20 protein-coding genes are annotated in these 23,014 nt (G+C 62.6%); 2 read left to right on the forward strand and 18 right to left on the reverse strand.

Annotation, left to right across the window (positions count from 1 at the left end; translation table 11 throughout):
- Position 1: 1 nt before the first annotated feature.
- The 17 genes from AFE_RS12340 to AFE_RS12420 form a co-directional block, all read right to left on the reverse strand.
- Positions 2-832 (reverse strand): energy transducer TonB, encoded by an 831-nt coding sequence (locus AFE_RS12340; protein WP_225487196.1) that lies wholly within the window; start codon positions 830-832, stop codon positions 2-4.
- Entirely contained in the window at positions 789-2,711 is a 1,923-nt protein-coding gene (locus AFE_RS12345; protein ID WP_225487197.1) for a TolC family protein, read from the reverse strand. The genes AFE_RS12340 and AFE_RS12345 overlap by 44 nt, the downstream gene beginning before the upstream one ends.
- Positions 2,712-2,740: 29 nt before the next feature.
- Entirely contained in the window at positions 2,741-4,138 is a 1,398-nt protein-coding gene (locus AFE_RS12350; protein ID WP_012537335.1) for an HlyD family type I secretion periplasmic adaptor subunit, read from the reverse strand.
- Between the two features lies 1 nt (position 4,139).
- On the reverse strand, positions 4,140-6,314 hold the full coding sequence (locus AFE_RS12355) for a peptidase domain-containing ABC transporter (RefSeq protein ID WP_012537336.1): 2,175 nt from the start codon (positions 6,312-6,314) through the stop codon (positions 4,140-4,142).
- Positions 6,311-7,078 (reverse strand): DUF2968 domain-containing protein, encoded by a 768-nt coding sequence (locus AFE_RS12360; protein WP_157293192.1) that lies wholly within the window; start codon positions 7,076-7,078, stop codon positions 6,311-6,313. The genes AFE_RS12355 and AFE_RS12360 overlap by 4 nt, the downstream gene beginning before the upstream one ends.
- Positions 7,079-7,193: 115 nt before the next feature.
- Positions 7,194-8,582 carry a sigma-54-dependent Fis family transcriptional regulator gene (locus AFE_RS12365; RefSeq protein WP_012537338.1) on the reverse strand — a complete coding sequence of 463 codons (1,389 nt, stop codon included), beginning with the start codon at positions 8,580-8,582 and terminating at the stop codon, positions 7,194-7,196.
- Entirely contained in the window at positions 8,582-10,372 is a 1,791-nt protein-coding gene (locus tag AFE_RS12370) for a TadG family pilus assembly protein (RefSeq protein ID WP_012537339.1), read from the reverse strand. The genes AFE_RS12365 and AFE_RS12370 overlap by 1 nt, the downstream gene beginning before the upstream one ends.
- Positions 10,338-10,949 carry a hypothetical protein gene (locus AFE_RS12375; RefSeq protein WP_012537340.1) on the reverse strand — a complete coding sequence of 204 codons (612 nt, stop codon included), beginning with the start codon at positions 10,947-10,949 and terminating at the stop codon, positions 10,338-10,340. The genes AFE_RS12370 and AFE_RS12375 overlap by 35 nt, the downstream gene beginning before the upstream one ends.
- Positions 10,946-11,785 (reverse strand): tetratricopeptide repeat protein, encoded by an 840-nt coding sequence (locus AFE_RS12380; protein ID WP_012537341.1) that lies wholly within the window; start codon positions 11,783-11,785, stop codon positions 10,946-10,948. The genes AFE_RS12375 and AFE_RS12380 overlap by 4 nt, the downstream gene beginning before the upstream one ends.
- 2 nt (positions 11,786-11,787) lie before the next feature.
- Entirely contained in the window at positions 11,788-12,726 is a 939-nt protein-coding gene (locus AFE_RS12385; RefSeq protein WP_012537342.1) for a type II secretion system F family protein, read from the reverse strand.
- A gap of 7 nt (positions 12,727-12,733) precedes the next feature.
- The gene (locus AFE_RS12390; protein WP_012537343.1) at positions 12,734-13,675 is read right to left on the reverse strand and encodes a type II secretion system F family protein; all 942 of its coding nucleotides are present in this window, start codon (positions 13,673-13,675) and stop codon (positions 12,734-12,736) included.
- Positions 13,672-15,006 (reverse strand): CpaF family protein, encoded by a 1,335-nt coding sequence (locus AFE_RS12395; RefSeq protein WP_012607505.1) that lies wholly within the window; start codon positions 15,004-15,006, stop codon positions 13,672-13,674. Before AFE_RS12395 ends, AFE_RS12390 begins: the two co-directional genes overlap by 4 nt.
- Positions 15,003-16,232, reverse strand: a complete 1,230-nt coding sequence (locus AFE_RS12400; protein ID WP_012537345.1) for a pilus assembly protein CpaE — start codon at positions 16,230-16,232, stop codon at positions 15,003-15,005. The genes AFE_RS12395 and AFE_RS12400 overlap by 4 nt, the downstream gene beginning before the upstream one ends.
- Positions 16,229-17,653 carry a type II and III secretion system protein family protein gene (locus AFE_RS12405; protein WP_230456313.1) on the reverse strand — a complete coding sequence of 475 codons (1,425 nt, stop codon included), beginning with the start codon at positions 17,651-17,653 and terminating at the stop codon, positions 16,229-16,231. Before AFE_RS12405 ends, AFE_RS12400 begins: the two co-directional genes overlap by 4 nt.
- A gap of 25 nt (positions 17,654-17,678) precedes the next feature.
- Positions 17,679-18,650 carry a Flp pilus assembly protein CpaB gene (gene cpaB / locus AFE_RS12410; protein WP_009567543.1) on the reverse strand — a complete coding sequence of 324 codons (972 nt, stop codon included), beginning with the start codon at positions 18,648-18,650 and terminating at the stop codon, positions 17,679-17,681.
- Positions 18,651-18,758: 108 nt separating this feature from the next.
- Positions 18,759-19,244 carry a TadE/TadG family type IV pilus assembly protein gene (locus AFE_RS12415; RefSeq protein WP_012607506.1) on the reverse strand — a complete coding sequence of 162 codons (486 nt, stop codon included), beginning with the start codon at positions 19,242-19,244 and terminating at the stop codon, positions 18,759-18,761.
- An 8-nt stretch (positions 19,245-19,252) separates the two neighbouring features.
- Positions 19,253-19,711: a prepilin peptidase gene (locus AFE_RS12420; protein WP_009567545.1), complete on the reverse strand. Its 459-nt coding sequence runs from the start codon at positions 19,709-19,711 to the stop codon at positions 19,253-19,255.
- Between the two features lie 410 nt (positions 19,712-20,121).
- Here AFE_RS12420 and AFE_RS12425 point away from each other — a divergent pair, with 410 nt between their 5' ends.
- Positions 20,122-21,348 (forward strand): IS110-like element ISAfe3 family transposase, encoded by a 1,227-nt coding sequence (locus tag AFE_RS12425; RefSeq protein WP_012606582.1) that lies wholly within the window; start codon positions 20,122-20,124, stop codon positions 21,346-21,348.
- Between the two features lie 83 nt (positions 21,349-21,431).
- Here AFE_RS12425 and AFE_RS12430 read toward each other — a convergent pair whose 3' ends face one another.
- On the reverse strand, positions 21,432-21,611 hold the full coding sequence (locus AFE_RS12430; protein WP_009567546.1) for a Flp family type IVb pilin: 180 nt from the start codon (positions 21,609-21,611) through the stop codon (positions 21,432-21,434).
- Between the two features lie 884 nt (positions 21,612-22,495).
- Here AFE_RS12430 and AFE_RS12435 point away from each other — a divergent pair.
- Positions 22,496-23,005: a hypothetical protein gene (locus tag AFE_RS12435; protein ID WP_009567547.1), complete on the forward strand. Its 510-nt coding sequence runs from the start codon at positions 22,496-22,498 to the stop codon at positions 23,003-23,005.
- Positions 23,006-23,014 lie beyond the last annotated feature (9 nt).

Consider the following 23,014-nt stretch of genomic DNA (forward strand, 5'->3'; position numbering starts at 1 on the left):
TTCAGGAATCGGAACCCAACAAGGCCTGGGATAAGCTCCCTGACAATCCTTGGGTGGGCATGATGCCTGCGCCGCCCGACGCAGAGGGCCGAGATTGGGCTCCGACATCGCCGTTCAGGAAGTTCATCGTACAACGGATTACCAGTTTATTGGCCTGCCGGGCCAGATCCTCGGGGAAAGGGGCGAACGGAGAAGCCGTGCGGATCATGCGAACCGCTTTACTGGATGCGCTGGCCGGCAGGGTCGACCGGACCACGGACAACTGCGCCAGATTGCCGTTGCGGAATACGGTAACCCGCACCTGGATCTCGCCCCCTCTTTCTATGGGCCCCTCGCGCGCGCCCGTACTCTCCACCTGCCGTATCCAGTACGTCACGTAACGGCTGATGAGATTCGCCTTATGGGGCGTGGAAACCGTCCATGCCGGCGGTAGATAGGCCGCATGAGTCATGGCCGGCGACGCTACTGGCCGGGAGGGCGGGGGCTTTGGCAGACCATGTTTTGCCGGATGCGTCCCGGCCTGGCGGGCGGAGGGACCACCGGACAACGGCCGGGATGCCTTTCCATGCAGGTCGACAGGGGCCATTTTTGCCGGAGGCACCGTCGCGACGGGAGCCGGAGGCGACGGCGGCATCCTGACCATACGGAAGGCCGAGGGTGCCGCAACGGTCCTGGTGACCTCATGACGGATGGTGCGATAGATTAGAAAGGTGAGCGAGGCGACGCAGGCCGCCGCGCCGATCAGCCACAAGGTCAACCGGTCCCTGGAAAAAACCACGCCGAACCGTTCAAGCATGTTCAGCGCCCGCTCCCGAAGACGACGGCGCGGCATTGTCGACCCCTTCAGCCTGTGTTTTCTGGAGCAGGCTGTCGGCAACATGCCGCGGATCCACCATGGCGTACAACATCCAGCGGGCCACGTGCAGTTGCGCACGGGCGTCCCGACACGCATCCCCGGCATTCATGGTCTTGATTTGCGCGGCGTGCAGATCGGTTTTACTGATACGCCCGTGTGCGTAAAGATCTTCCATCAGTTTCTGATTTTGCCGGGCACGGGCATAGACGCTCTCCAGCGCGGCCAAGCGGGCGGTATCGGCTCGCACTTCCTCCTGATTCACTCGCAGTTCCTGACGCCCTTCCTGCAGCGCCCGCTGATAACGAATCAGCGCCGCTTCCGACTGCGCCTCCGCGGTATCCAGCTTGGCCATATGGCCGGTGAACGGTGCGAGAGTCTGGGTAATGGAAATGCCCACCGTATAATTACTGGGCGACGTGGAGCCGATCGCTCGGCCAAACCCCTGACTGGAGGTGCCGATCCAGTTGTACCCTGCCTGCAGATTCACATTCGGGAGAAAGGAGCCGCGCACCGCATCCACCCGGTCCCGCGCCTTGTGCAGTGCGGCACGGGCGACCTGCACGCTCGGCAGGTTGTCCACGGCGACACCCTCCACGGCGGCGGCATCGAATTCCGGCGGGGTGGGTATGCGGTCATGCACGCCTGATTGCAACAGATCGAAAGCTCCGGTTTTGCCCATGAGCAGGGCGAGATTCGTTTGCGCCTTGAGCAGTCGCTTTTCCGTATCCTGGCGCTGCGCTTCCAGATTCGCGACCTGACTCCGCATCTGGTTCAAATCGATCCGGCTTTCGTTTCCCTGCCGCACGCGCTGCTCGGCCAGGGCGAGGTCCTGACGCATGAACACCAGAGACCGCTTGATCGCCCGCAATTGCCACTGCAGACTCTGTAACCCTTCGTAGCCAGCCAGCACATTCAGAGCGGTGCGCATGCGCCGCTCGGACACCTGTTCGTGACCGGCATGGACACCCTGACGGGAAGCCGCCAGATTGGCAATCCCCTGTCCGCCTTCGAACAGATTCAGGCTGGCCATCACGCTGAGATAATTGGAATAGTTATTGCCCTGGGTCACCACGATGGTGGAACCGATCAGCGACACCGAAGGTTGGTTGGTCTGATTGCCGTATAACTGGGTTTGCGTCTGAAAATTCAGATGCGGTAAAAACTGCCCGAAGGCATCCAGCGACTCGGCCTGCGCCTCGCGCAGCGACTGATCGGCCAGCCGGATATCGGAATTGTTGGCCAGGGCGGTAGCCAGCAACTCGTGCAGTTTGTTACCGCCACCCGCCGCCAAGGCTCCCGCAGGCGCCGCTGACGAATGGGCGGTGGCATGGAGGTCCGGCAGAGCAGGTGCGGGTGGTGCCGTAATGGTTACGGCGGCCCCATGATCCGCCGGACGGGTACCCGCGTTCGCGGCGGAGTTTCGGGCTTTGGTTGCCCCATGCCCGGAGGACAGCGCCGACGCAACGCTTGCCGTGGGGGGCGGTGCCGCTGGTGTCCGGATCGCTGTCGACGCCGGAGACATTGGCGCGGGTCCGACCGGCGAACGCTTTTTTACCGCCCGCCGAGCCTGTGCCTGTGCCTGTGCCTGTGCCTGTGCCTGTGCCTGAGCCTGAGCCTGAGCCTGAGCCTGAGCCTGAGCCTGTGCCTGTGCCTGTGCCTGTGGTCGCGCTGGTGGCGGTGGGAGCAGGCCAGGGGCGACGGTTTCCGGTGATGCCGGCAATGCGTTCATCAGCGCTGAACCCAGTCCGGCGCCATCCGCATCATTCTGCGTCAGCGATCCCGCGCATGCCCCCGGCAGGATACCGATCAGCATCCAGCAGGCCAGTACCCAACGGGTATTCCCCGGATGCCGCACAGGGGTCCGCCAGCATGATCTCCGCTTCTTCATCGAACCGATAGTCCTTCATCCCAGTCGCGGAATAAGGGACCCAGGAAAAACTGGATGATCCGACGCCTGCCGGTGTTGATGTTGGCGGATACGGTCATGCCCGGACGCATTTTCACGGAAACCCCATGTACCATCAGATAAGGGTGGGGGACGGTGATGCGCACCCGGTAGGATAATCCCTCACCAGTCAGGGCCTTACCGGACCCGCTCGGAGAAACGGCATCGGGGCTGATTTTCTGGACAACCCCTTGCAGGGCGCCGTACTGCTCGAAAGGATAGGCGGAGACTTTTACCCGCGCTGTCTGACCGACATGCACGAAAGCCATGTGGGCATCGGGCAGATACGCCTCCACCACCAGCGGTGTACCGCTGGGGACGATACTGACGACCGGTTGTGCGGCGGTCACCACCTCGCCCACGTTGCGTACCGCGAGATCCTGCACGATGCCGTCCACCGGCGAGCGTAATTCGTGCAGGGATAAATCATGGCTGGCGTGGGTTTGTTGCGCCTGCAACGAAATCAGCGACTGGGCATTTTCTCCGAGACTATGCAACAGGGTGGCGTGATAGTTCGCCTTGATGCCTTCGATGTCCTGGCGGTATTCCACCTGCCTTTGCAGATAACGAGCGATATCTCCCTGGTTCTGGGCGATCCGGCTTTGCAGGCCAAGTTCCTTTTGCCGCGCATTTTCGTACTCCATGCGGGGGATGGCGCCGCTTTGCGCAAGAGAGGCATCGGCGACGACCTGGGGGTGCAACAGCGCCTCCTGATTCTGCAGACTCTGGGCCAATGCCCGTGCCGAGTTCAGCGCCGTGGCATTCTGGTCTGCACGCGACTGCGCCGCCTGCAGACGGCTTTGATAATCGGCCTCCTGGGCGGCCTGTAACGCCTTCTCCATCCGTATGTATTCAGGGTTGGTGCCCGATGCGGGTGCAATGGCGCTTCGCCCGCTCAGTTGCGCGTGGATACGCGCCTGCTGCAGATTCCGGAAGGCCAGCTCCTGCTGGGTGGCCTGCAGATTCGCCTGGGTTATCGCCGGATTGAGCGACACCAGAAGTTGCCCCTTGTGCACCGTCTCGCCGTCATGCACATAGATGCGTTCGACGGTGGCCGTGGACAGGGGCTGTACCACCTTGACCCGCCCGTCGGGGATGAACTGCCCGGTCGCCGTTGCCACGATATTGATCTTGCCCAGATAAGACCACAGCAACGCGACGAAGAGCAGCGCCAGCAGTGTCCAGAGTATCCAGTGCTGCCAGGGTGCCGGCGGTCGTTCCTGAATTTCCAGCAATGGCGGCAGAAACTCGTTTTCGAGCTTTTTCAGGGCCGCCTGGCGGTTCCGTTCCCGAGCCTCCGCCAGACTGCCGCGCAGGTTGTTGCTGAGCTGTCCCATATCAGGCCCCCTCCTCTGCTTCGTCGCGGGCCAACAGGGCATAGATCCCTTTCTGGGCCATCAACGCCTGATGCGCGCCATATTCCGCCAATCGGCCATCATCCAGGACGAGGACGATATCCGCCGAGCGAATGGACGCCAGGCGGTGCGCCGCCATGAACACCGTCCGCCCCTGGCAGATTTTGGAGAGGTTTTTCCAGATGATGCGCTCGGATTCATAATCCAGCGCACTGGTGGCTTCATCAAAAATCAATATCCGCGGATCGCCCAGCAGCGCGCGGGCGATGGCGATGCGTTGCCTCTGGCCTCCCGACAGCGAATCCCCCCGTTCGCCTACCTTGGTGTCGTAGGCGTCGGGGAGCTTGCTGATGAACTCGTGGGCACCAGCGAGTTCCGCCGCGGCAATGATCCTGTCCAGGGGCGCCTCGGGATAAACCATCGCTATATTTTCCCGGATGGTTCCCGAAAACAGAAAGTTATCCTGAAGCACCACGCCGATCTGGCGGCGCAGCCAATTGGGCTCCACATGGCGCAGATCGATGCCGTCGATCAGCACATTGCCCGAATCCGGCAGATACAAACGCTGCAACATCTTCGCCAGGGTGCTCTTGCCGGAACCGCTGCGCCCGACGATGCCGACAAAGGAGCCCGCGGGAATATCAAAGCTGATGCCCTTGAGCACCTCGTCACCATCCGCCGTATAACGAAAGTGCACATTTTCCAGGGTGACCCGGCCATGCAGCGAACCCGGCGAGGCCTTGCCGATGTCGATTACCGGCTCCGCCGGCGTATTCATCAAATCGCCCATACGGCTCACGGAAACCCCGACCTGCTGAAAATGCTGCCACAACTGCGCCAGACGGAGGATGGGGCCGGTCACCTGGCCGGAGATCATCTGAAAGGCGATCAGTTCGCCGACGCTGATGTCTCCGGACAAGGTGAGTTTGACCCCCACCCAGAGAATCGCCAGCGTCCCCATCCGTTGAATCATTTGGGTCAGGGAGCCGGTGACTCCGGCCAGACGGTCGACGCGGTAGGAAGCCATCACATAGCGCGACAGACTCTGCTCCCAGCGCTGGTAGATGCGGGACTCCACAGCCAGCGCCTTGACCGTCTGAATACCGGTGATGGTCTCCACCAGAAAGGACTGGTTTTCGGCGCCCCGGTCGAAGCGCTCCTGCAACAGCCGTCGCAGAATGGGAAACACCAGGAGGGATATGCCGACCATGAAGGGAATGGTGGCCAGCACCACCAGGGTCAGGCGCACACTGTAAAAGAACAATACGACGAGGAAAATGCCGACGAACCACACGTCGATGAACGCCATGAGGGTGGGTCCGGTCAGAAACTGCCGTACCACCTCCAGTTCCCGCACCCGCGCCACGGTCGAGCCGACGGTCCGGGATTCAAAATAGCGCATGGGGATACGCAGCACGTGGGCGAACAGACGCGCGCCGAGGGTGACGTCGATACGATTGGTCGTATGGGTCATCATCAGCGTTTTGAGCACATTCAGGGTGGTTTCGAAGGCGATCACCACCAGCATCCCCACCGCCAGAATGTCCAGGGTGGGCAGACTGTGATAGACCAGCACCCGGTCGATCACCAACTGGATGAACAACGGCATGGCCAGACCAAACATCTGCACCACGAAAGCCGCCACCAGGACTTCGATGACCGGTTGCCGGTATTTGAGAATGATGGGAATGAACCAGCGCAACCCGAAGCGTTGCCCCGCCGCGTTCCACTCGAAGCGCGGCTTGATGAGCAACACCCGTCCGGTCCAGACCTGATGGAGGGTGGCTTCATCCAGTATCAGTTGACCACGCTGCGGATCCACCGCGACCAGGCGGTTATTCTCGAAGCGGGCCAGCACGAGGTAATTGCCATCCCGCAACTCGGCCATCACCGGATACGTCTGGCGGGCCAGATCCGTCCATTTCAACTGAACCGCCTTCGCCACCAGACGCACTTCGCGGGCCGCCAGAATGATTTTGCCAAGCGGCAGAATGGGTTCGGACATGCCCAGAGCGCGCGCCAACTGCTCCGCGTTACACGGCCGCTGGTAATACCCGGCGATCAGCGCGAGGCATTGCAGCCCGCTGGAGGCAATGCCACCGGCCTTGCCTTGAGCGGCGGGCCCGGTGGCGCCGCCGTGGTTTTCTTCCGCCGTCATGGATGCGCAGTAGCCCGCATCTGAATTCTCGGCTTCTGCTGGGGGGTGGTCCCGACCGGAGCAGACGCCGAGGGAAGCGTTTGCAGATCACCCAGAGACGGGCCTTCCTGCGCCTTGCTCTGCAATCCGGCAATCGCGGCATTGGTTTGGTCCAGTTGGCGCTGCAGTTCCTGGCGCCGGGAATTCAGCGCCTGCGCTTCGGAGAGAAGCTGGCTCTGGGCTGCGGTTCCCGCCTGCATGATCTTTTGCTGGGCGGATATCTGCTGCTCCAGTTCCGCTTCGCGCTTTTGTTGTGCCAGCAGGCTGCTGCGCGCCACCGCGATACGCGCATCCAACTGAATTTTTGCGATGTCCGGGGCAGATAACCGTATGGTTTGCGTCGCCAGTTTGGTGTACAGCATTTCCGCCTTGTGACCGTCGGCGGTTTGTCCGACCCACCAGAAATCGTGGTTCTTGAGCAGGACGACCGTATAATTGAGCGTACTCGGATTAAAGAACATGGCCGCCGCGAAGGGGCCGTTATAGATGGTCCGCAGTTCCACCAGCCGGTGTTCCTTGATCAACTGCAACACATGCTGAGTCAGTACGGGGGCCTCTGCCGGCGCGGTGGACGGCACGGCCTGCCGGGCGCTCACAGCGGGTGCGGACGGCGCAGCGTTGCTGCTGTCAGTGCCCGCCCGGGCCACGGCGGTGAAGGGCAAGACACCCATGACGACGGCGAATACCGCCATCCGGATACTCCGTTTTCCGTTTTGCTTTTCCATATCTCGCATCCTGTTTCTCCCTGTAAAAACGCGTAATGGCCTTGCGGCCGCAAACCGGTCGTTCGACTGATCTTGGTCGCTGCTGCTGATGTTCCGACTGTGCGTCGGTTCGGTGTTATCCAGATAATCCGTATTTTTTCATTTTGAGCCACAACGTCTTGCGGCTCCAGCCCAGTGCCTCAGCCGTTTCCAGTCGACGCCACTGGTTTTTTTCCAGCGCGTCCAGGACCTGGCTCCGCTCCTCCGCCCTGGTTGAAAAGTCCGGCGGAGCGCAGACCCCGGTGGTTTCGCAGTCGATTTCTCCGGCGCGCAAAAGATGCATGCATTCGGTCTGCTCCAAAACCCCATGGCCGAGGTAAAAGGCGGCAAGACGCGCCGCCCGGTTGAATAATTCACGCACGTTACCCGGAAACTGGGAAGTATAAACCCAGTCCTTGAGCCAGCCTGGCAGTTCCGGAGAGGCGATATCATCGCCGGAAAACTTTTCCAGGGCCAACCGGAAAGCGTGGGTGAACAGCAGCCACTTTTCGTCCCCACCACGTTCCTGCAGAGTGGGTATGTAGAGTTCAACCACACTGATGCGATGATAGAGATCCAGCCGGAAGGTCCCTTCCCGGATCATGTTGATGAGCGGTCGGTTGGTGGCGGTGACCAGGCGGAAATTGATCCGCATCGTCTCGTTGCTGCCCACCGGGTGGATCACCCCGTCCTCCAGCGCGCGCAACAACTTCACCTGCTGATAAAAAGGCAGGTCGCCGATTTCGTCCAGATACAGGGTGCCGTTATTGGCCTCGCGCAAAAAACCCGGGTGATCGCGTACGGCACCCGTAAATGCGCCCCGGACATGCCCGAAAAAAAGCGACTCGAAAAGCGCATCGGGAATGGCCGCGCAGTTCACCGGCACAAAGGGACCAGAGCGGTACTCGGGGTGGGAATCCGCCACCAGACGGGCGACGTATTCCTTTCCGGTACCGCTGGCACCGCGGATCAGCACATTCACCGACAATGCGCCATAAAGACGGGCGTTACCCACCAGGCGGTGCATACAGGGCGACTGATAGACGAAATCCCCATCTTTGGCCATGGGCAATTCCGTGAGCGAGATGGCGTCATCCCCCGGTAGCGGCCGGTCGGTTGCGCCCTGCGTCACCGTATGCAGGGTGTGTTTCAGTACGGCAGACAGGCTCGCGCAGTTGAAGTAGGCGGGCAACACGACCCGTTCGGATAGCGGCGTCGTCGCATAGATGCTCTGCTCGCCGCTACCCACCCAGATGACCGGTACGCCCTCTATCCGTTTCCAGGCAAGGTGGTTTTTTTCATAACGTCGCAGCGCCGTGGTGCTTATGAAAACGATATCCACGTCCATGGCTTCCATGCTGGACGGATGATCCACCTCGTCATCGTAGCGGATGACCTCGGCGTCGGCATGTTGACTCAGACAGCGTTCCAGACGCTTGGCGAAATCATGCTGTCCTTCCCAGACCAAAACACGAATCATGTTCATCAGTACACCAGAACCGGCGGGATGGTGCCGCAACTGAGGGCGTTGTAGTTCACCGCCGCCTGCCCAACCTGAATGCCCAACAGATTCAGAACCGGCGTAAGCAAGCTATCCAGAGCACTGAGTAGCGGGGTCAGGATGGGATTCAAAATACTGAGCAACGCAGCAACAATTCCTCCCGCTGGCAATTGAATAACATTAAGCACCGCGTTGATATTTAGCGCACCCGGTGTTTGCAGTTCCGTCTCCAGGGCCTGGAGCGTCTGGGCCACGGCGGAACCCAGGGCGTTGGTGGTCACATCCTGTGTCTGGGAAGGCGTACCCGTGAAGTTCAGTTCCTGGTAGCCATTTAAGCCTTGGGCGCTCAGCGGCACGATGAGCGGCTTTTTCATGGTGACAGTAAGTATGGGTAATCCCAGAAGAGTTGCATTCACCAGGGTTGCGCCCTGAGCATTCTGGGTCAACTGATTCAAAGATTGTACCGTGTTATTGAGCGCAGTAGAGGGTACATCTCCGACAATGGCGGTGAGCACCCCAGTATTGGCGCCGATGCCGACCTGAGACTGGGATACCGGCGTCCCGCAGGTCAGGCTGGTCAGATGCGCCTGGGCGGGCGCTACTTCCAGATAGATTGGAATGTCGACTACCCCGGTATTACCCCCCAGCAGCGCCCCGAGTTGCAAGAGCTGAATATGTAAAGCCAGCGCTACTTGCGCAGTATGGGCCTGAGTGCGCCACTGCCCGCTGGTGTCCCTGCCGGGTTCACCATAGGCGATGGAGGGAGGTGAAATCACGTTTAGGCCCAGGGAGACATTCACCAACCCGCCCAGGTGAATTCCGATGTCGGGGATCTGGATGAAATGCTTCTGGTTGGACAGCATGGCAGAGGCGGTGACGAGGTCGAGCAGGTTGACCTGCGCGTTGACGGCGGCGTTTTTGTCGGCCAGACCGAGCTTGAGGATTTTACTGAGCTGAATGGTGCCCTGTGCCGTGGTGGATCCGACCAACGTCTGCAAGGCGCCGGTGGCACTCTGGGTGCTCAGCAGGCCGCCGCCGGCCGCCTGGTTTCCGACGGCCTTCAGGGCGCCGGTAAACAGGCCGGGCAGGGTCAGATTGGCGTCCAGCAGGTTGTTCACGGTACCCACGCCAATGGACTGCGCCAACTGCCCCAGGGACACGGAGGTGTTCAACAGTCCGTTGAAGGCCGCCACGCCCAGGTTCAGATTATGGATGCCCAGCAGTCCCCCGAGCAGGCTATTCAGCAACGCAGACTGCTGTTCGCTGACGTTGAGCAGGGTGCTGGACAGGGAGAACCCCGCCGCCGGATTGGGCACCCAGGCGATGGCTTGCGCCTGCACGGTTTTCGCGGGCCCGAAAAAAAAGAAGTACGGCACGCTCTCGGACAATTGCACCTGTACGGCGTTGGCCTGATGGCCATAGGGTACAGCAGCGGAAAAATAGCTGGGACCGGTCTCGATCTGCGGATTCCAGTTGCCGGGAGTGACCGTTATTTGGGTGGATGACGTCTGCAGCCCGTTTTTGACGGCGTTGCCCGTCGCCAAGGACTGGGCGTTGGGAACGTCTTCCGCACCGGCGATGGCCGCCATATCGGCGATCTTCTGCAGATTGCGCTGTACATAGGCCATATGGCCGATGTCGATGCCGAAGGCCAACGCCAGGATCATGATGGGCATGACGATGGCGGCGATGATGGCGATATCGCCCCGCTCGCCCCTTCCGGCACGCCACCGGCGTGGATCAATAACCTGAAGCATTACCGCCAGACTGACCATTGCTCATTCCTTGCAGGGCGACGCTGCTCCCTGCGTTTTTCGTCGAAGACGACGAAGTGGAACCGGAACCGCCCGTAAAGGATTTCAGGTAGTTCTTGAAACTCTGCTGAGCCTCGACACCAAGGATCGGCTGAAAAGTGCCGGGGTCCTCGGCTTCGCTCTGGAAAGCGAGCAACCTTTGCACGGCGCTCTGCCGTCGCGCAACCGGGGGCGCGGGCGGCGGGCTGGTGTTCGCCACGGCCGCACTATGGATGACCGGCGGAACGACCGCTTCCGTGGCTGGAGGCGGCAGTGCGGGCGCCGGCGGCAGCGGCGCCGGCGGCACGACAGGGGCACGCGCGGGAAGGGCGGCGGCTGGTGCGGCTGGTGCGGCTGGCGTTGCGGCCACCGAGGCCACCGGCGCGACTGGCGCCGCCGCTGCGGGTACCACCACCTTCGGCAATTCATGCCAGCCGAGAATCGGTGGCTGCAGGTAATCCGAAGCACCATCGGCGGAGGCGAGGGGCGTTACCCCCAGGGCGCAAAAGGCCAGCAGCATCCGCGACAGGCGGGTGGAAAGGTGGGTGTTGCGGTTCATGGCACGCTCCTGGGTTCGGTGGCTGGCCCGGCATTACCGGAAGAAAACAATTGCGTCAACGGCGGATTGGGGAATGCGGGCATGACCGCTCCCGAGGGCGCGGGCGCCGCTGCGGAAGGATGGTCGCCGGTGGGGGTGGGCACGCCCGTCATCTGGTCGGCTTCGCGGCGGATGCGCTGGGAGACCGTCCAACTAAAATCGTGCGCACCCATGATCTGCTGCGCCCGGAAGCTATCGCCGCGCAGCAGGTAGTACAGGGCGATATTGCTCCACACCCGCTCGTCCTGCGGGGCGAGCTCTCCGGCGCGAAACAGGGCATTGCGCGCGACATTCCAGGCCTTGCCCTGCAGGGCGGCGTAACCCAGATCATTCAGTATCCCGGCGTTCGTGGGATCCTCCCGTGTGGCGCGTTGGAAAAGCGGGATGGCCCGGGTGATGTCGCCGCCGCGCGCGGCAATGAGGCCCAGACCCTGGTACCCCTGTGCGGCGAGGGGAGTACCCAATACCCGCCGAAAATAGCGCTCGGCCTGGGCCGGCTCACCCGTAGCCGCGAGGGCGCGGGCACGCAACAGATCGGTCTGATCCGAGGCCGGCCACTCTTTCAGGTAGCGGTCCAGATAGGAAATGGCCGCATACCACTTCTGCTCGGCTTCCATTTTCTGGATCAATTGCAGACTCAACCCCCGCAGATCGGAGGAGGAAACCTTTGGCTCCGGCGCGTTGGCAACGACCGGTGGCGACGGATGGGTGGCACACCCCCCGGCGGCCAGGATGCAGAATACGGCCAACCCCCTGCTCAGGTTCTGGATTCCACGGGCACGGTTCCGGGCGGTCATCTTCATCCCATCTTGTCGAAGAAACGCAGCAACGCGAGCACCGCGGGACCCGCCGTGATCAGCAACAACGCCGGCAGCATGGTCAGGGTCATCACCGCCGTCATCTTGACGTTGAGCTTTCCGACCCTTTCGCGCAGGGCCATCTGCCGTTTTTCCTGAAGGCGGCCGGCGAAATCCCGCAGGGGCTGGGCAACGTCGCCACCAAAACGTTCGATCTGCCGGAGCATGTTTACCAGCTCCTCAAAATCCGGGTCGCCCAGTTGTTCCGCCAGCTTCTGCATCGCCTCCACGCGGGGGCGACCAATGGCGATATGCTTGCCCATTTCGCGCATCTCGCCGGCGAGCAGCGGGATTCCCGCCTCGCTGGTCTGCGCCAGGGACGCGAGACTTTGCTCCAGGCTCAGGCCGACGCCCTGCAGAAGGGCCAGCATGTCCACGAAAAACGGGATTTCCGCATTCACCGCGTCACCGCGACTTTTGGCCTTGCTCTCCAGGATGAATTTGGGGAGCAGGTAGCCAACAATGGCCACCGCCAGAAGGCTCATCCAGAAGGTGAGTTTGAGCATGTGCGGCGCCAGCAGATGTTCGGTCATCCCGGTCACCACCACGAGCACGACCGGCAGCAGAAAGCGTATCGTGTTGAAAATACTGGGGGCGGCTGGCCGCCGGTAGCCGGCCCTGAGGAGCAGGCGGGCATCCTCGCCGCTCCGCCAGCGATCCAGCAGGTCCCAGCGCACGTTGGCCAGCGGCCCCCGCTCCATCTGCGCGGCCACTTCCGACGGTTCACTGCCGGCTTCCAGCTTCGGGGCGACGCGATCCATGGCCGAGCGGGCGCGGGCGATCATCACCAGACGATATGCCCAGAAGAAGACGCCCAGCAGTACCGCCAGGGCGATGCTCGCGACGGCCAGAGCGGTCAATAAGGCATGCAGGTTCAGCATGATGGCGTCACCTCAACTTGGCCATACGATTGAGCAGAACCACTCCGGTCACCAGCAGGGTTCCACCGGCGACCAGGAGCATGCGCCCGGTCGATACCGCCCACATGCCCTGCAGGTAGCTGTGGTTCATCAGCACGATGTAGAGGGCGAGCCCGGGAATCATCAGACTGAGAATGAGCGCCCCCAACCGGGTTTCGGCGGACAGGGCGTTGAACTCCGCCTGGGCCATCACCCTCCCCCGCAACCAGTCGGCGATGCGTTCGAGCACGACGTCGGTACGCCCGCCGTAGCGCATGTTCAGGCGCAGCACGGTGGCGATGATCGCCAGTTCCTGCATCTGGTAGCGTTTGCCCACCGTCAGCATGGCCTGGTCGATGGGGGTTCCGGATTGCTGGCGGCGCATGATCTGGTTGAACACCTCCCGCACCGGTCCATGGGCATCCTTGGTGGCGCTCAGGAGCGCGGCGGGCAGACTGGCGCCCACCCGCGAGGCGCGCACCACCGCATCCAGAAAACCCGGCAGGGCGAGAATCGCGGCGCTGCGCCGCAAACCGATCCGGTAGCGGATATGCCCCCACAGAGCCAATGGATAAAAGATGAGGATGAACGCCAGCGCCAGCCAGTCGCTGACCAGAAGCGCCAGCAACAGAGTGATCAGCAGGCCGACGATGGCGGCCTTGGGGAGATAGGATTTGGGCCGCAACCCCGCCCGCCGCAGCCATTCCTCCGCCTGGAGCAGGAAGGATTCCTTTTTGTACCGGGCGGCATGGTCCAGCAGATCGTCCTGGGCGGATTCCGTATCCCCCGCTTTGCCCGTGTGCGCGTCGAAGGCCCGCAGGCGCTCGCGCAGGGCATCCGGAAACGCCTCCCGCTGCCGGAAGGAGAGCCAGACGCCCGCCGCGATGCCGAGAAGCAACAGGGCGGAAACGATCAGACCCAGGGCCATCATTCCAGCCACCCGAACTGATCCTTCTCGGAGGATTCGGGACGATACTTGGCGAGTTTCGGACTGCGCGGATTGATCCCCGTGGATATCCAGCGGTCGACCGTCTTGTTTTCCCGGTTCACCTGGGGTTCGTAACGGAAATGCTCCTGGGTGGCGATGATGTTGTCGCCGACGCCGGTCACTTCGGTGACGGAGGTGATGCGGCGCCGCCCGTCGGGAAAACGCTCGATCTGGACGATGAGGTCGATGGCCGAAGCGATCTGCCGCCGCATGCTGGATTCATTGCCCGGAAAACCGCCGAAGCTGAGCAGGATTTCCAGGCGCTGCAAGGCCTCCCGGGGGGAGTTGGCGTGGATCGTGCCCAGTGAACCATCATGGCCGGTGGTCATGGCCTGCATCATCTCCAGGGCCTCGCCGCCGCGCACCTCGCCGACGACGATCCGGTCGGGGCGCATGCGCAGGGTGTTGCGCAGCAGATCGCGAACGTTGACGGTGCCCGCCCCGTCATGCCCGCCGGGACGGCTTTCCAGACGCACCACATGCCTGCTCTGCAGTTGCAGTTCCGCGGTGTCTTCGATGGTCACCACCCGCTCCTCATCGGAGATAAAGCTGGCGATGACGTTGAGGAAGGTGGTCTTGCCGCTGCTGGTGCCGCCGGATACCAGGATGTTGCAGCGCGCGCGCACCGCGAACTCCAGAAACTGGAGGATGGGCGCATTGAGCGTGGCCTTCTCGATCAGATCCTCGGCGCGCAGCGGATGTGCCGGGAAACGCCGGATGGAAATGACCGGTCCGTTCAGGGCCAGGGGCGGAATCACGACATTGATGCGCCCCACGTTGCTCAGACGCGCGTCCACGGTCGGCGACGACTCGTCCACCCGTCTGCCGGTGGCGCCCAACAGACGATAGATGATACGCATCAGATGGGCTTCATCCTGAAACACCAGATCACTGTGCTCCAGCGTACCTTTCCGTCCCAGATAGATTTCACGAGGTCCGTTCACCAGAATATCTTCGACCTCGGGATCCTTGAGCGCCGTTTCCAGCGGGCCGTAGCCAGTCAGCTCGTCGGTGAGCTGGTTGATGAGCACCTCGGTTTCTTTTTCGTTCAGCGGATAGGGGCGCTCCGCCATCAGGCGGTCCAGTTCCAGCGAGACGAAACGATAGACGGCGCCACGACTCAGCTCCGCGAAATCGGCGCCGATCTCTTCGACCCGGTCGATGAGCCGCAGATGCAGATAGCCTTTGAACTGCTGGTAGGCATCCTGCTGGTTCAACGCCTTCGCGGTGGCCATATCGAAAGGCTGCGCGCCAAAGGGACTGTCGTCGGTCATGCCATCGTCCTCCACCGGCGCAACCAGCCGGTCGCTCCACGGGTTCCCTCCGGGTTGCTGTCCGGCCAGATACGGCCCGCCAGCAACCCGGCACATTGCTGTACCGCACGACTGTAGGCGTCCTTCGGAAGGGCATCGACCGCCAATGCGCCGCCGTTCATCGCCTGAATCAGGGGCAGGCGCCGTTCGGGGACGATGCCCTGGCCGAGCAGGGGCAACCCCAGCGCCTCTCCCACATGCACCGCATCGACACCCAGCGCAGGCTCGTAATGATTCACCACCACACTCGCCTGCAGGCGAGTGCCGATCTTTTCCCGCAGATTGGCGGCGATTTTTTTCCCTTCGAGAATGCCCGCCACCGACTGGTCGCAGACCACGACGATCTCATCCGCCGCCTGCAGCAGATACTGGCTGACCTCGCTGAACACCGCTCCGCCGATATCGGCCACCACCAGATGATATATCGACAGGATGATCGCCAGCATCTGAAAGACTTCGCTGAGATTCAGTCCGCGCAGATCCCGGGCCGCCGCGAACAGCGGCAATACTCCGAGGCCACGGGTATTTTGGGCAATGGCCGTGTCCAGATACGTCTTGTCGCAACGTTCCAGATTGCGCACCGCCTCGGCAAAGGCGACGCGCGGCGCTATGCCCATATAGGTGGCGGCGGTCCCGACCGGGGCGCCGAAATCCAGCAGCAGCTCCGCGCTCTGCGGGTGGAGTGCGGAGAGGGACGCCGCCAGATTGCACGCCAGGGTGGTGCAGCCGCTGCCGACACCGCCCGCCACCACCACCAGCTTGCCGGCGCGCGCGCGCCGCTGCCGGGTCTGGGACAGGATGCGGCCCACCGCCATGCGCAGGGGTTCCGGCGCGCCGCCGCTTTGCACGAAATCCACCGACTGGGCGCGCATGGCCGCCAGCAGCACCCGCTGATCGGACACCGGCGCTATGCCGATCAGCCGGAGATCGGGGAAAGCCTGATGCAGGCTGTCGAATACGGTGCCGTAATCGTCACTCTCCGCGCCAAAGTCCACGATCAGCAGAGCGGCACCGCTCTGCCCGATGGCGGCGGAGATTTCGTTCTGCCGGGCGTTGACCGGCAGCACGGTGGCCAGACCATCGAGGGCCTGCCGTATCCACGCCAGGCATTCCGGGCGCCGGGACAGAGCCAGCACGACCACCGGGCCGGTGGCCTGTTCAAAGCGGGCGGCGGGCTCTACGCTCATTGACTGTATCCGGGACCGTTGTCGGGCTGGTTATAGTCCGACCCGGGCAACAATACCGCCTTGCCCAGATTGAAGCGGGAATGGGCAAAGGCCGCTCCCGGCAAGGGCGGGAGCTTGGCTCCGGCGGCGATGGGGCGCACCAGACGCGGGGTGACGATGATGGCGAGTTCCATGTCCTGCTTGGAATACTGAATGGAACGGAAGAAGGCGCCCAGTATGGGGAGATCCCCCAGGATCGGCACTTTGCTGATGTTTTGCTGCATCTGGCGATCCACCAGACCGCCGATGACCAGACTCTCGCCATTGCCGAGGGTGACGGTAGTGTCGGCCTGACGGACCAGCAGGGCGGGCACCGAATAGCCGTTGAGGGTGATGGCGTTGGTATAGTCGAGAGAGCTGACCGACGGCGCCACATGCAGGGCGATCCGGTGGGCGCTGAGGATGGTGGGGGTCAGATCGAGCTGCACGCCATATTTTTTGTACTGGATGGTGATGGTGGGGGTGCCGACCCCGCTGCTTTGCGGTACGGGAATCGGGATTTCGCCACCGGCGAGGAAGCTCGCCTGCTGGCCGTTCATCGCCACCAGCGTCGGTTCCGCCAGCACCCGGAGGATATTGTTGCCCTCCAGCAAGCTGAGGTAGCTGCTCAGGCCGCTGTTGCCGACCCCGCCCACCAGATTGAAGGCCTGGGTGAAGGGCGCCACGCCGGTGATCGCCAGCGCCCCCGGGCCGCCGCTCGCCAGGGATACCGGATAATTGGCCGAGGTCAGGGTGGAGGGACCGAAGGTGCCCAGGCTGAAACCGCCGGTGCTGGAGAAAATGTTGATACCGACATTCTTCAACTGCGCCTTGCTGAACTCCACCACCTTGACGCCGACCTGCACCTCGTCATCCACCGGAATCACCGACTGGTCGATGACCTTGCCGGTTTTGCCGGCGGCCAGCGCCGCCGCTTCCAGGGCCGCTTCGTGTTTCACCTGGTCCGCCACCGCGCCGGACAGGGTGACGGCATCGCCCTGGGCGCGCACTTCGGGCATGCCCGGCGCCGGCGCCGCCAGAGGCGCTCCGGGCACCGGCACGCTGACCTGAAGCTGCCAGACCTTCGGCGTCTTGTGGCCGAGGTTCCAGACCAGCAGGCTGGTGGTGCCGGTACTGAGGCCGGTGATCAGAAACTGCCGGCCGCCGGAACGCGGCAGCGGCGCCACCGATGCCGTTTTCGGGTTGCCGACGGCCACCCGGTAGGCCGGCTCGGTGAAACTCAGGGTCTGCTGGGTGCCCACCGGGATATTCAGCGCGCGGTACCCGCCGCTCTGGTGCGCGGCCCAGGAGGGATGGGCGCCGCCCTCCGCCGCCGGCCCTTCCGCCCAGGCGCCCTGGGAGCCCAGCGCCGCCAGGGTCGCCACCGCCAAACTGCTCATCATCCATTTGCGCATCGTTCAGGCCTCTTCAGTAGGGTACCGCTGTTTTTTGTCCACCCTGATAGATCTCCATCATGGGCGGCGGAGGCAACGGATGCATCGCGCGCTCGGCCGCTTTGCTCTTGCCCGCCAGACCCGGCAGGGTCAGGCCGGCATAGGCCCGGTTCTCCGGCTTTGCCAGGGCCGCCTTGCGTTGCGCGACGGGCAGTTCCGCGGGCGGCAACGCCGGCGACGGAGTCGGGAAGGCCCCGGTATCGGGCAAGGTATGGTCCTTGGGGTTGCGCAGCGCGAGCAGGAGATGGCCCTGACCGCTGGCCAGCGCCAGGGTCGCGGCGGAGGCGACGGGCACTTGCAGCACCACGGTGCTGGGCGGCTCCCGGGGCGGCTGGTTGCTGGAGCCCGCCGAGCCGGCCGCCGGACCAAAAGCCGACGGCTCGCCCTGGGCGACATGGCGCACCACCGTCTGCGGCCCCACCGCCAGTACCCGCAGATCGGCCAGCAGCAGGCGGCTCTGGGTCGGCCAGCCGCCGTGCATGGTCATCTGGTCACCGGCCAGGGTGGTGAAGACATCGACGTAATCGCCGGGCTGCAGATGGTCCCCCACGGCGATGGCCTTGTTGACGTCGATGGCCATGGCCACATCCCCTTCGGGCACCTGGGTGGCCAGACCGGACAACAGGTTGCTGGACATCACCGGGGCGCCCATGCCGATGTTCACCTGCGGCACCTTGCCGACGACGTGCGCGGTCTCATGGAAGGCGCCGGCGGGAAATTCGGGGTAATGCAGGACCTTGACCCCGTCCGGCGGGATGGGGAATCCCGCCGACAGGGTTTTGGCCGCCACCACCACGGCCACCCCCGCCGTCGGCTGCTGCGGCGCCGCCGCACTGGTTTTGCTCTGCACTACCGGACTGGGTTGGCTGACCAGATAGGCGGACACCCCCAAGGCGATGGCCAGCAAGACCAGTATCGCGATCACGATCTTCGCGGTATTTCCCATGCTACGTTTCCTCCCTGTGGTGGCCTCGCCTGGGCGGGCACCCGTCTATGTTCTGAATGGCCTGATGGCCGGCGTGATGAATCATTGCTTGACCGAAATCTGACCGCCTCAGCCCCCCGGCAACAAATTGCCCGGATCCACCTGCATGGTCGCCTTGCCCACCAGTTGCGTGGGGGCGAACAGGCCGAAGCCCGGGAAAGGCGGAATCAGCGGATGCTGCGCGTAGGGGTAGCTGATCTGCACATGAAAGCAGATCAGGTTGGCGTTATAGGTGCAGGGCGCGGAAGTCGCCGTGAGATAAGCCGCCGGATCGTAGGCAGGAGTGAAGTTCTGCAACCACTGTACGGTCTGGGTCGCCATGGTCGTCGCCGCGCTGATTCGCGCGGCGGTGGCGCCGGCCGTGGTGGTGGCGGGCTGGTAGCGCAGGGCCGCCCGCGCGCCGTTTTCCGCCGCCAGGGTCAGGGTGTTCTGGGCGGCGAAAATGAAGCCGAAGGTGAGGATGCCCCAGAGCATGGCGAAGAAGAGCAGGAAGACGATGGCGAACTCGATGGCCGCCTGACCCCGCTCCGCCGACCGGTCATGGACCCCTGTCATGGCCGCCGTCATGACAGGGGCCAGTGCAGGGCCAGCCGCCAGTGACTGAGCACCACCAGCGCGCAGCCCAGACCCAGACCCACGCCGTAGGGGTATTGCCGCTGCACCGTGCCCGTGAACAGGCGGTCGCGGGCCACCAGCGCCAGGGTGATGACCCCCGCCGCGAGATAGATCGGGAACAGCACATCCACCCCGCCCAGGGCGCCCATGGCCATGAAAAACTTGACGTCGCCCGCCGCCACCAGGCGCCAGACATAGGCGGGCAGCAGGGCGAGAAAAGCGGCGGCGACCCCCAGCAGGGCGGCGCTCCAGGGCGCGCCCAGGAGACAGCGCCCCGTCAGCGGCAGCACCGCCAGCCCCAGCGCCAGGGCGCTCAGGGTCAGGCGGTTGGGCAACCGCTGGCGACGGTAGTCGCCCTGCGCCCCCCACACCGCCCACAAGGCCACGCCCATTTCCTCCCATCCCACACTTCCTCCCGTTTATGGTCATTGTGAAAAATCCCCTGGGGACTGCCGTCCCGCCTGCGAGAAGGCGATTTTTCGCAATGTTTAGCTACAGTAACTTTGCCCGACTGTATGCTTGCGGAGTGTTACAACCGCTCCACCCCGCAAGTAAAATCATTCTAACGGACATTGCGACTCGCGCCACCCCAGAGGATGAAAGAGAATGGGGGGTGAGGAGATGGCGGATTGAGGTCGAGCAAGTTTTTGGTGATTCCATCCCGACTCTAACGTGACCCGCCAGGCCGACTCGTACCCCGGATTGCCTCCCTTGAGAGCGCACATTAAAAGGGCCGCCTGAGGCTTGCCACAGGCTGGTGATTTCGGCGCTGGCATTCGCCATCTCTCCCTTTGATAGTAATTGGAGAGACGTCGTTATGGAACTGCAATCCCTCTTTCACCGGGTTATCGGACTGGATGTTCATCAGGCCCAGGTCACCGCCTGTGCCATTCTCACGGACCCTGACGGAAACGTTACGATTGAGCGCCGGCAATTTGGTGCTTTTCAGAAGGACCGGAAGGCATTGGCCCTGTGGTGTGCCTCCCATCGGCCCGATACGGTGGTCATGGAGAGCACCGGGATCTACTGGAAGAGTCCCTATGCGGCCCTGGAAAAGGTGGGGATCCAGGCACAGGTCGTGAACGCCAGGCACGTCAAACAGGTCCCCGGTCGCAAGACCGATGTTGGGGATGCAGAGTGGCTCGCCACCCTGGCTCGAGCCGGACTGCTGCGGGGTTCCTTCGTTCCCCCGGCACAACTGCGGGAGCTGCGGCTGATCGCCCGACAGCGGCAAAATCTGGTGGGCATGCTCTCGTCGGAGAAAAACCGCTTGCACAAGGTGCTGACCGATGGCGGAATTCGACTGGGGGTGGTGGTCAGCGATATCCATGGGCAATCGGCCCGGGCCATGATCCAGGCCCTGATTCAGGGGAGTCCCCCGGAGGCCGTACTCCGACTGGCCAGCCGACGGCTCAAAGCCAGCCAGGAGGAGATCCTGGATGCCCTGCAAGGCGAGTTGAGTGCCAGTCACCGCTTTGTCCTGGACGAGACGCTCCGCCATATCGAGTCTCTGGAGGCCCAAATCGCGCGCTTCGATGTCCAACTGCTGGAGGGCTTGAAGCCGCAAAAGAATGCTCTCGAACTCCTGCAGACCTTGCCGGGCATCGATACCGTGGGTGCTGCCTTGCTGCTGGTCGAAATCGGAGACGACATGAGCGTCTTTGGGAGCGCCGATCGACTGGCCTCCTGGACCGGCCTTTGTCCCGGGAACAATGAGTCTGCCGGAAAACGGAAAAGTGGGCGAACCCGCAAGGGCAACCCGTATGTCCGTCGGATCCTCTGCGAATGCGCCCACGCCGCCAGTCGTACCCACTGCGCCCTGCGCTCCAAGTTCCAGAGTCTGGTCGTCCGTAGGGGGCACAAGCGCTCCATCATCGCCCTGGCCCACAAAATGCTGCGCATCATCTACTTCATGCTCTCACACGGCAAGTACTACCGGGATGCCGATACGGACTATGAGGCACTGAGTGTGCAGCGCAATGCTTCTCGCTGGATCAAGAAACTGATCAAATTCGGCTTCCTGCCGCAGCATCAGCCAGCGTAGAGCGTCACTTCGATCCCAATATGGCCACCCGATGGCCAGGGATTGCCGTGCCCATTCCACGGATTTCTTTCACATTAAAGAACTTACGGGACCTTGAGCTGGCCAGTTATGTAACTAAACAGGCTGGCCAATTTCAAACCCAGTGCCTGTACTGAAATAATAATCGCCACCGCAATCAAACCGGCAATCAGGCCGTACTCGATGGCGGTGACCCCTTCTTCCTCCCGCACGAAACGGGCTACAGCATGCTGCAACGTCTTCATCGCTCGTTCTCCTTCATAATCCACCCAAGAAAATGTCCGTTCCCAACGGCAGAGTCCCATCCGCCCGACCCGCAGCCAACAACCAGCAAACTGCGTGCCAACCCCGTCTCCACCGACCGGTCATTGCGTTATGCGGGCATCAAAGAAATCTTGCCATCGGGAAAATTAGTCTAACAGGATAATATTGCAAGGAGAAGTACATCGGAATATCAACAATTACTCATTTTATGGGCGGTCCAATTCCACTCTTGGTCTAGAAGCAGCGTAGAACGTTTTGCCACGTCTGTTACATGCTGTTACAGACAACGAAACCAACCACACCGGCCTTCCGCAGGGCGCGGGGCCGGGGGGTGGTGCCGGATGGCGGTCTCAGGGATCGCCCGAGGCCACTCCATCCGGCGGCGCAGCAACACTTCGTGATACCGCATTCGTTTCCTGGGTGGATAACGTAAGCAGAGTATAAGCACGAGCCGTGCCACCCCTGAAACACCAGAACAGGTACATACAAAACAAATAGATAGGAGTATCGAAAGATGCCGAAGGTTACCAACACCGTATCCACCAGCCCCAACGGGTAACCAACATTGACCCGTTGCCGCCTTCCCGCCGGGATATTCCGCCGACGCGGGGGGATACGTTCCTCCAGGCGAGGGAAGCAATGCGTAACACCATTTCCCATGGTGTCACCAAAGCTATCCGCATTTAACAGCTTATTCTCATGTTCTAAAGCTGCTCGCGGCCCGCTTATCCGGACATTATCAACACGATAGAAGGGAATGATGAATCCCCATAAAAACTGGCATGCAATATGCTGTTCGCTGCTGTCCCTGCGCGGCAGGGGCGCGAGCGGGACACGTAACCTACTGACTATGGAGAAATGATCAATGTCAATTTTGAACCTTGGTAGCCTGTTGAGTGGTTTGTTGGGCGGCAGCAGCACGGCGGCCTCCGGTGCCGGCGGGCTGTTGTCCGGACTCCTGGGCGACGTGGGCGGGGCGGCTTCCAGCGTCAGCGGCATTCTGTCCGGCGTCGCCTCCACGGCGACCTCCACCCTGGGCGCGGTGGAAGGCGTGGCTGGCGGTCTGGTGGGCACCCTGGGCAGCGCCGTGAGTGGCGTCACCACCAATGCGGAAAGCCTCCTCAACAATGTGACGGCCAATGTGGGCAACACCGCGGCCATCGCGACCTTTGCCGTCGGCGCAACGCTGGGCGCAACCGAAGGCCTGCTCAACAACGTGGTGGGCAACGCCGGCAACGCCCTGGCGGCGGTCAGCTCCACGGTGCCCAGCCTGCTTTCCGGCACGGTGGGCGCCCTGGCGCCGGTCACCGGCGCGGTAACCGGCCTGACGGGCGGCAGCACCGGTCTGCTGGGTGGCCTGTTGGGCAGTCTGTAAGGCGGAAGA

Source organism: Acidithiobacillus ferrooxidans ATCC 23270 (assembly GCF_000021485.1).
GTDB classification, from domain to species: domain Bacteria; phylum Pseudomonadota; class Gammaproteobacteria; order Acidithiobacillales; family Acidithiobacillaceae; genus Acidithiobacillus; species Acidithiobacillus ferrooxidans.

Excerpts from the sequence above, each read along its gene's own strand:
- AFE_RS12340 (WP_225487196.1), bottom strand. The coding sequence starts at position 832 with ATGCCGCGCCGTCGTCTTCGGGAGCGGGCGCTGAACATGCTTGAACGG.
- AFE_RS12350 (WP_012537335.1), bottom strand. The coding sequence starts at position 4,138 with ATGGGACAGCTCAGCAACAACCTGCGCGGCAGTCTGGCGGAGGCTCGG.
- AFE_RS12355 (WP_012537336.1), bottom strand. The coding sequence starts at position 6,314 with ATGACGGCGGAAGAAAACCACGGCGGCGCCACCGGGCCCGCCGCTCAA.
- AFE_RS12360 (WP_157293192.1), bottom strand. The coding sequence starts at position 7,078 with ATGGAAAAGCAAAACGGAAAACGGAGTATCCGGATGGCGGTATTCGCC.
- AFE_RS12365 (WP_012537338.1), bottom strand. The coding sequence starts at position 8,582 with ATGAACATGATTCGTGTTTTGGTCTGGGAAGGACAGCATGATTTCGCC.
- AFE_RS12370 (WP_012537339.1), bottom strand. The coding sequence starts at position 10,372 with ATGGTCAGTCTGGCGGTAATGCTTCAGGTTATTGATCCACGCCGGTGG.
- AFE_RS12375 (WP_012537340.1), bottom strand. The coding sequence starts at position 10,949 with ATGAACCGCAACACCCACCTTTCCACCCGCCTGTCGCGGATGCTGCTG.
- AFE_RS12380 (WP_012537341.1), bottom strand. The coding sequence starts at position 11,785 with ATGACCGCCCGGAACCGTGCCCGTGGAATCCAGAACCTGAGCAGGGGG.
- AFE_RS12385 (WP_012537342.1), bottom strand. The coding sequence starts at position 12,726 with ATGCTGAACCTGCATGCCTTATTGACCGCTCTGGCCGTCGCGAGCATC.
- AFE_RS12390 (WP_012537343.1), bottom strand. The coding sequence starts at position 13,675 with ATGATGGCCCTGGGTCTGATCGTTTCCGCCCTGTTGCTTCTCGGCATC.
- AFE_RS12395 (WP_012607505.1), bottom strand. The coding sequence starts at position 15,006 with ATGACCGACGACAGTCCCTTTGGCGCGCAGCCTTTCGATATGGCCACC.
- AFE_RS12400 (WP_012537345.1), bottom strand. The coding sequence starts at position 16,232 with ATGAGCGTAGAGCCCGCCGCCCGCTTTGAACAGGCCACCGGCCCGGTG.
- AFE_RS12405 (WP_230456313.1), bottom strand. The coding sequence starts at position 17,653 with ATGATGAGCAGTTTGGCGGTGGCGACCCTGGCGGCGCTGGGCTCCCAG.
- cpaB (WP_009567543.1), bottom strand. The coding sequence starts at position 18,650 with ATGGGAAATACCGCGAAGATCGTGATCGCGATACTGGTCTTGCTGGCC.
- AFE_RS12415 (WP_012607506.1), bottom strand. The coding sequence starts at position 19,244 with ATGACAGGGGTCCATGACCGGTCGGCGGAGCGGGGTCAGGCGGCCATC.
- AFE_RS12425 (WP_012606582.1), top strand. The coding sequence starts at position 20,122 with ATGGAACTGCAATCCCTCTTTCACCGGGTTATCGGACTGGATGTTCAT.
- AFE_RS12430 (WP_009567546.1), bottom strand. The coding sequence starts at position 21,611 with ATGAAGACGTTGCAGCATGCTGTAGCCCGTTTCGTGCGGGAGGAAGAA.
- AFE_RS12435 (WP_009567547.1), top strand. The coding sequence starts at position 22,496 with ATGTCAATTTTGAACCTTGGTAGCCTGTTGAGTGGTTTGTTGGGCGGC.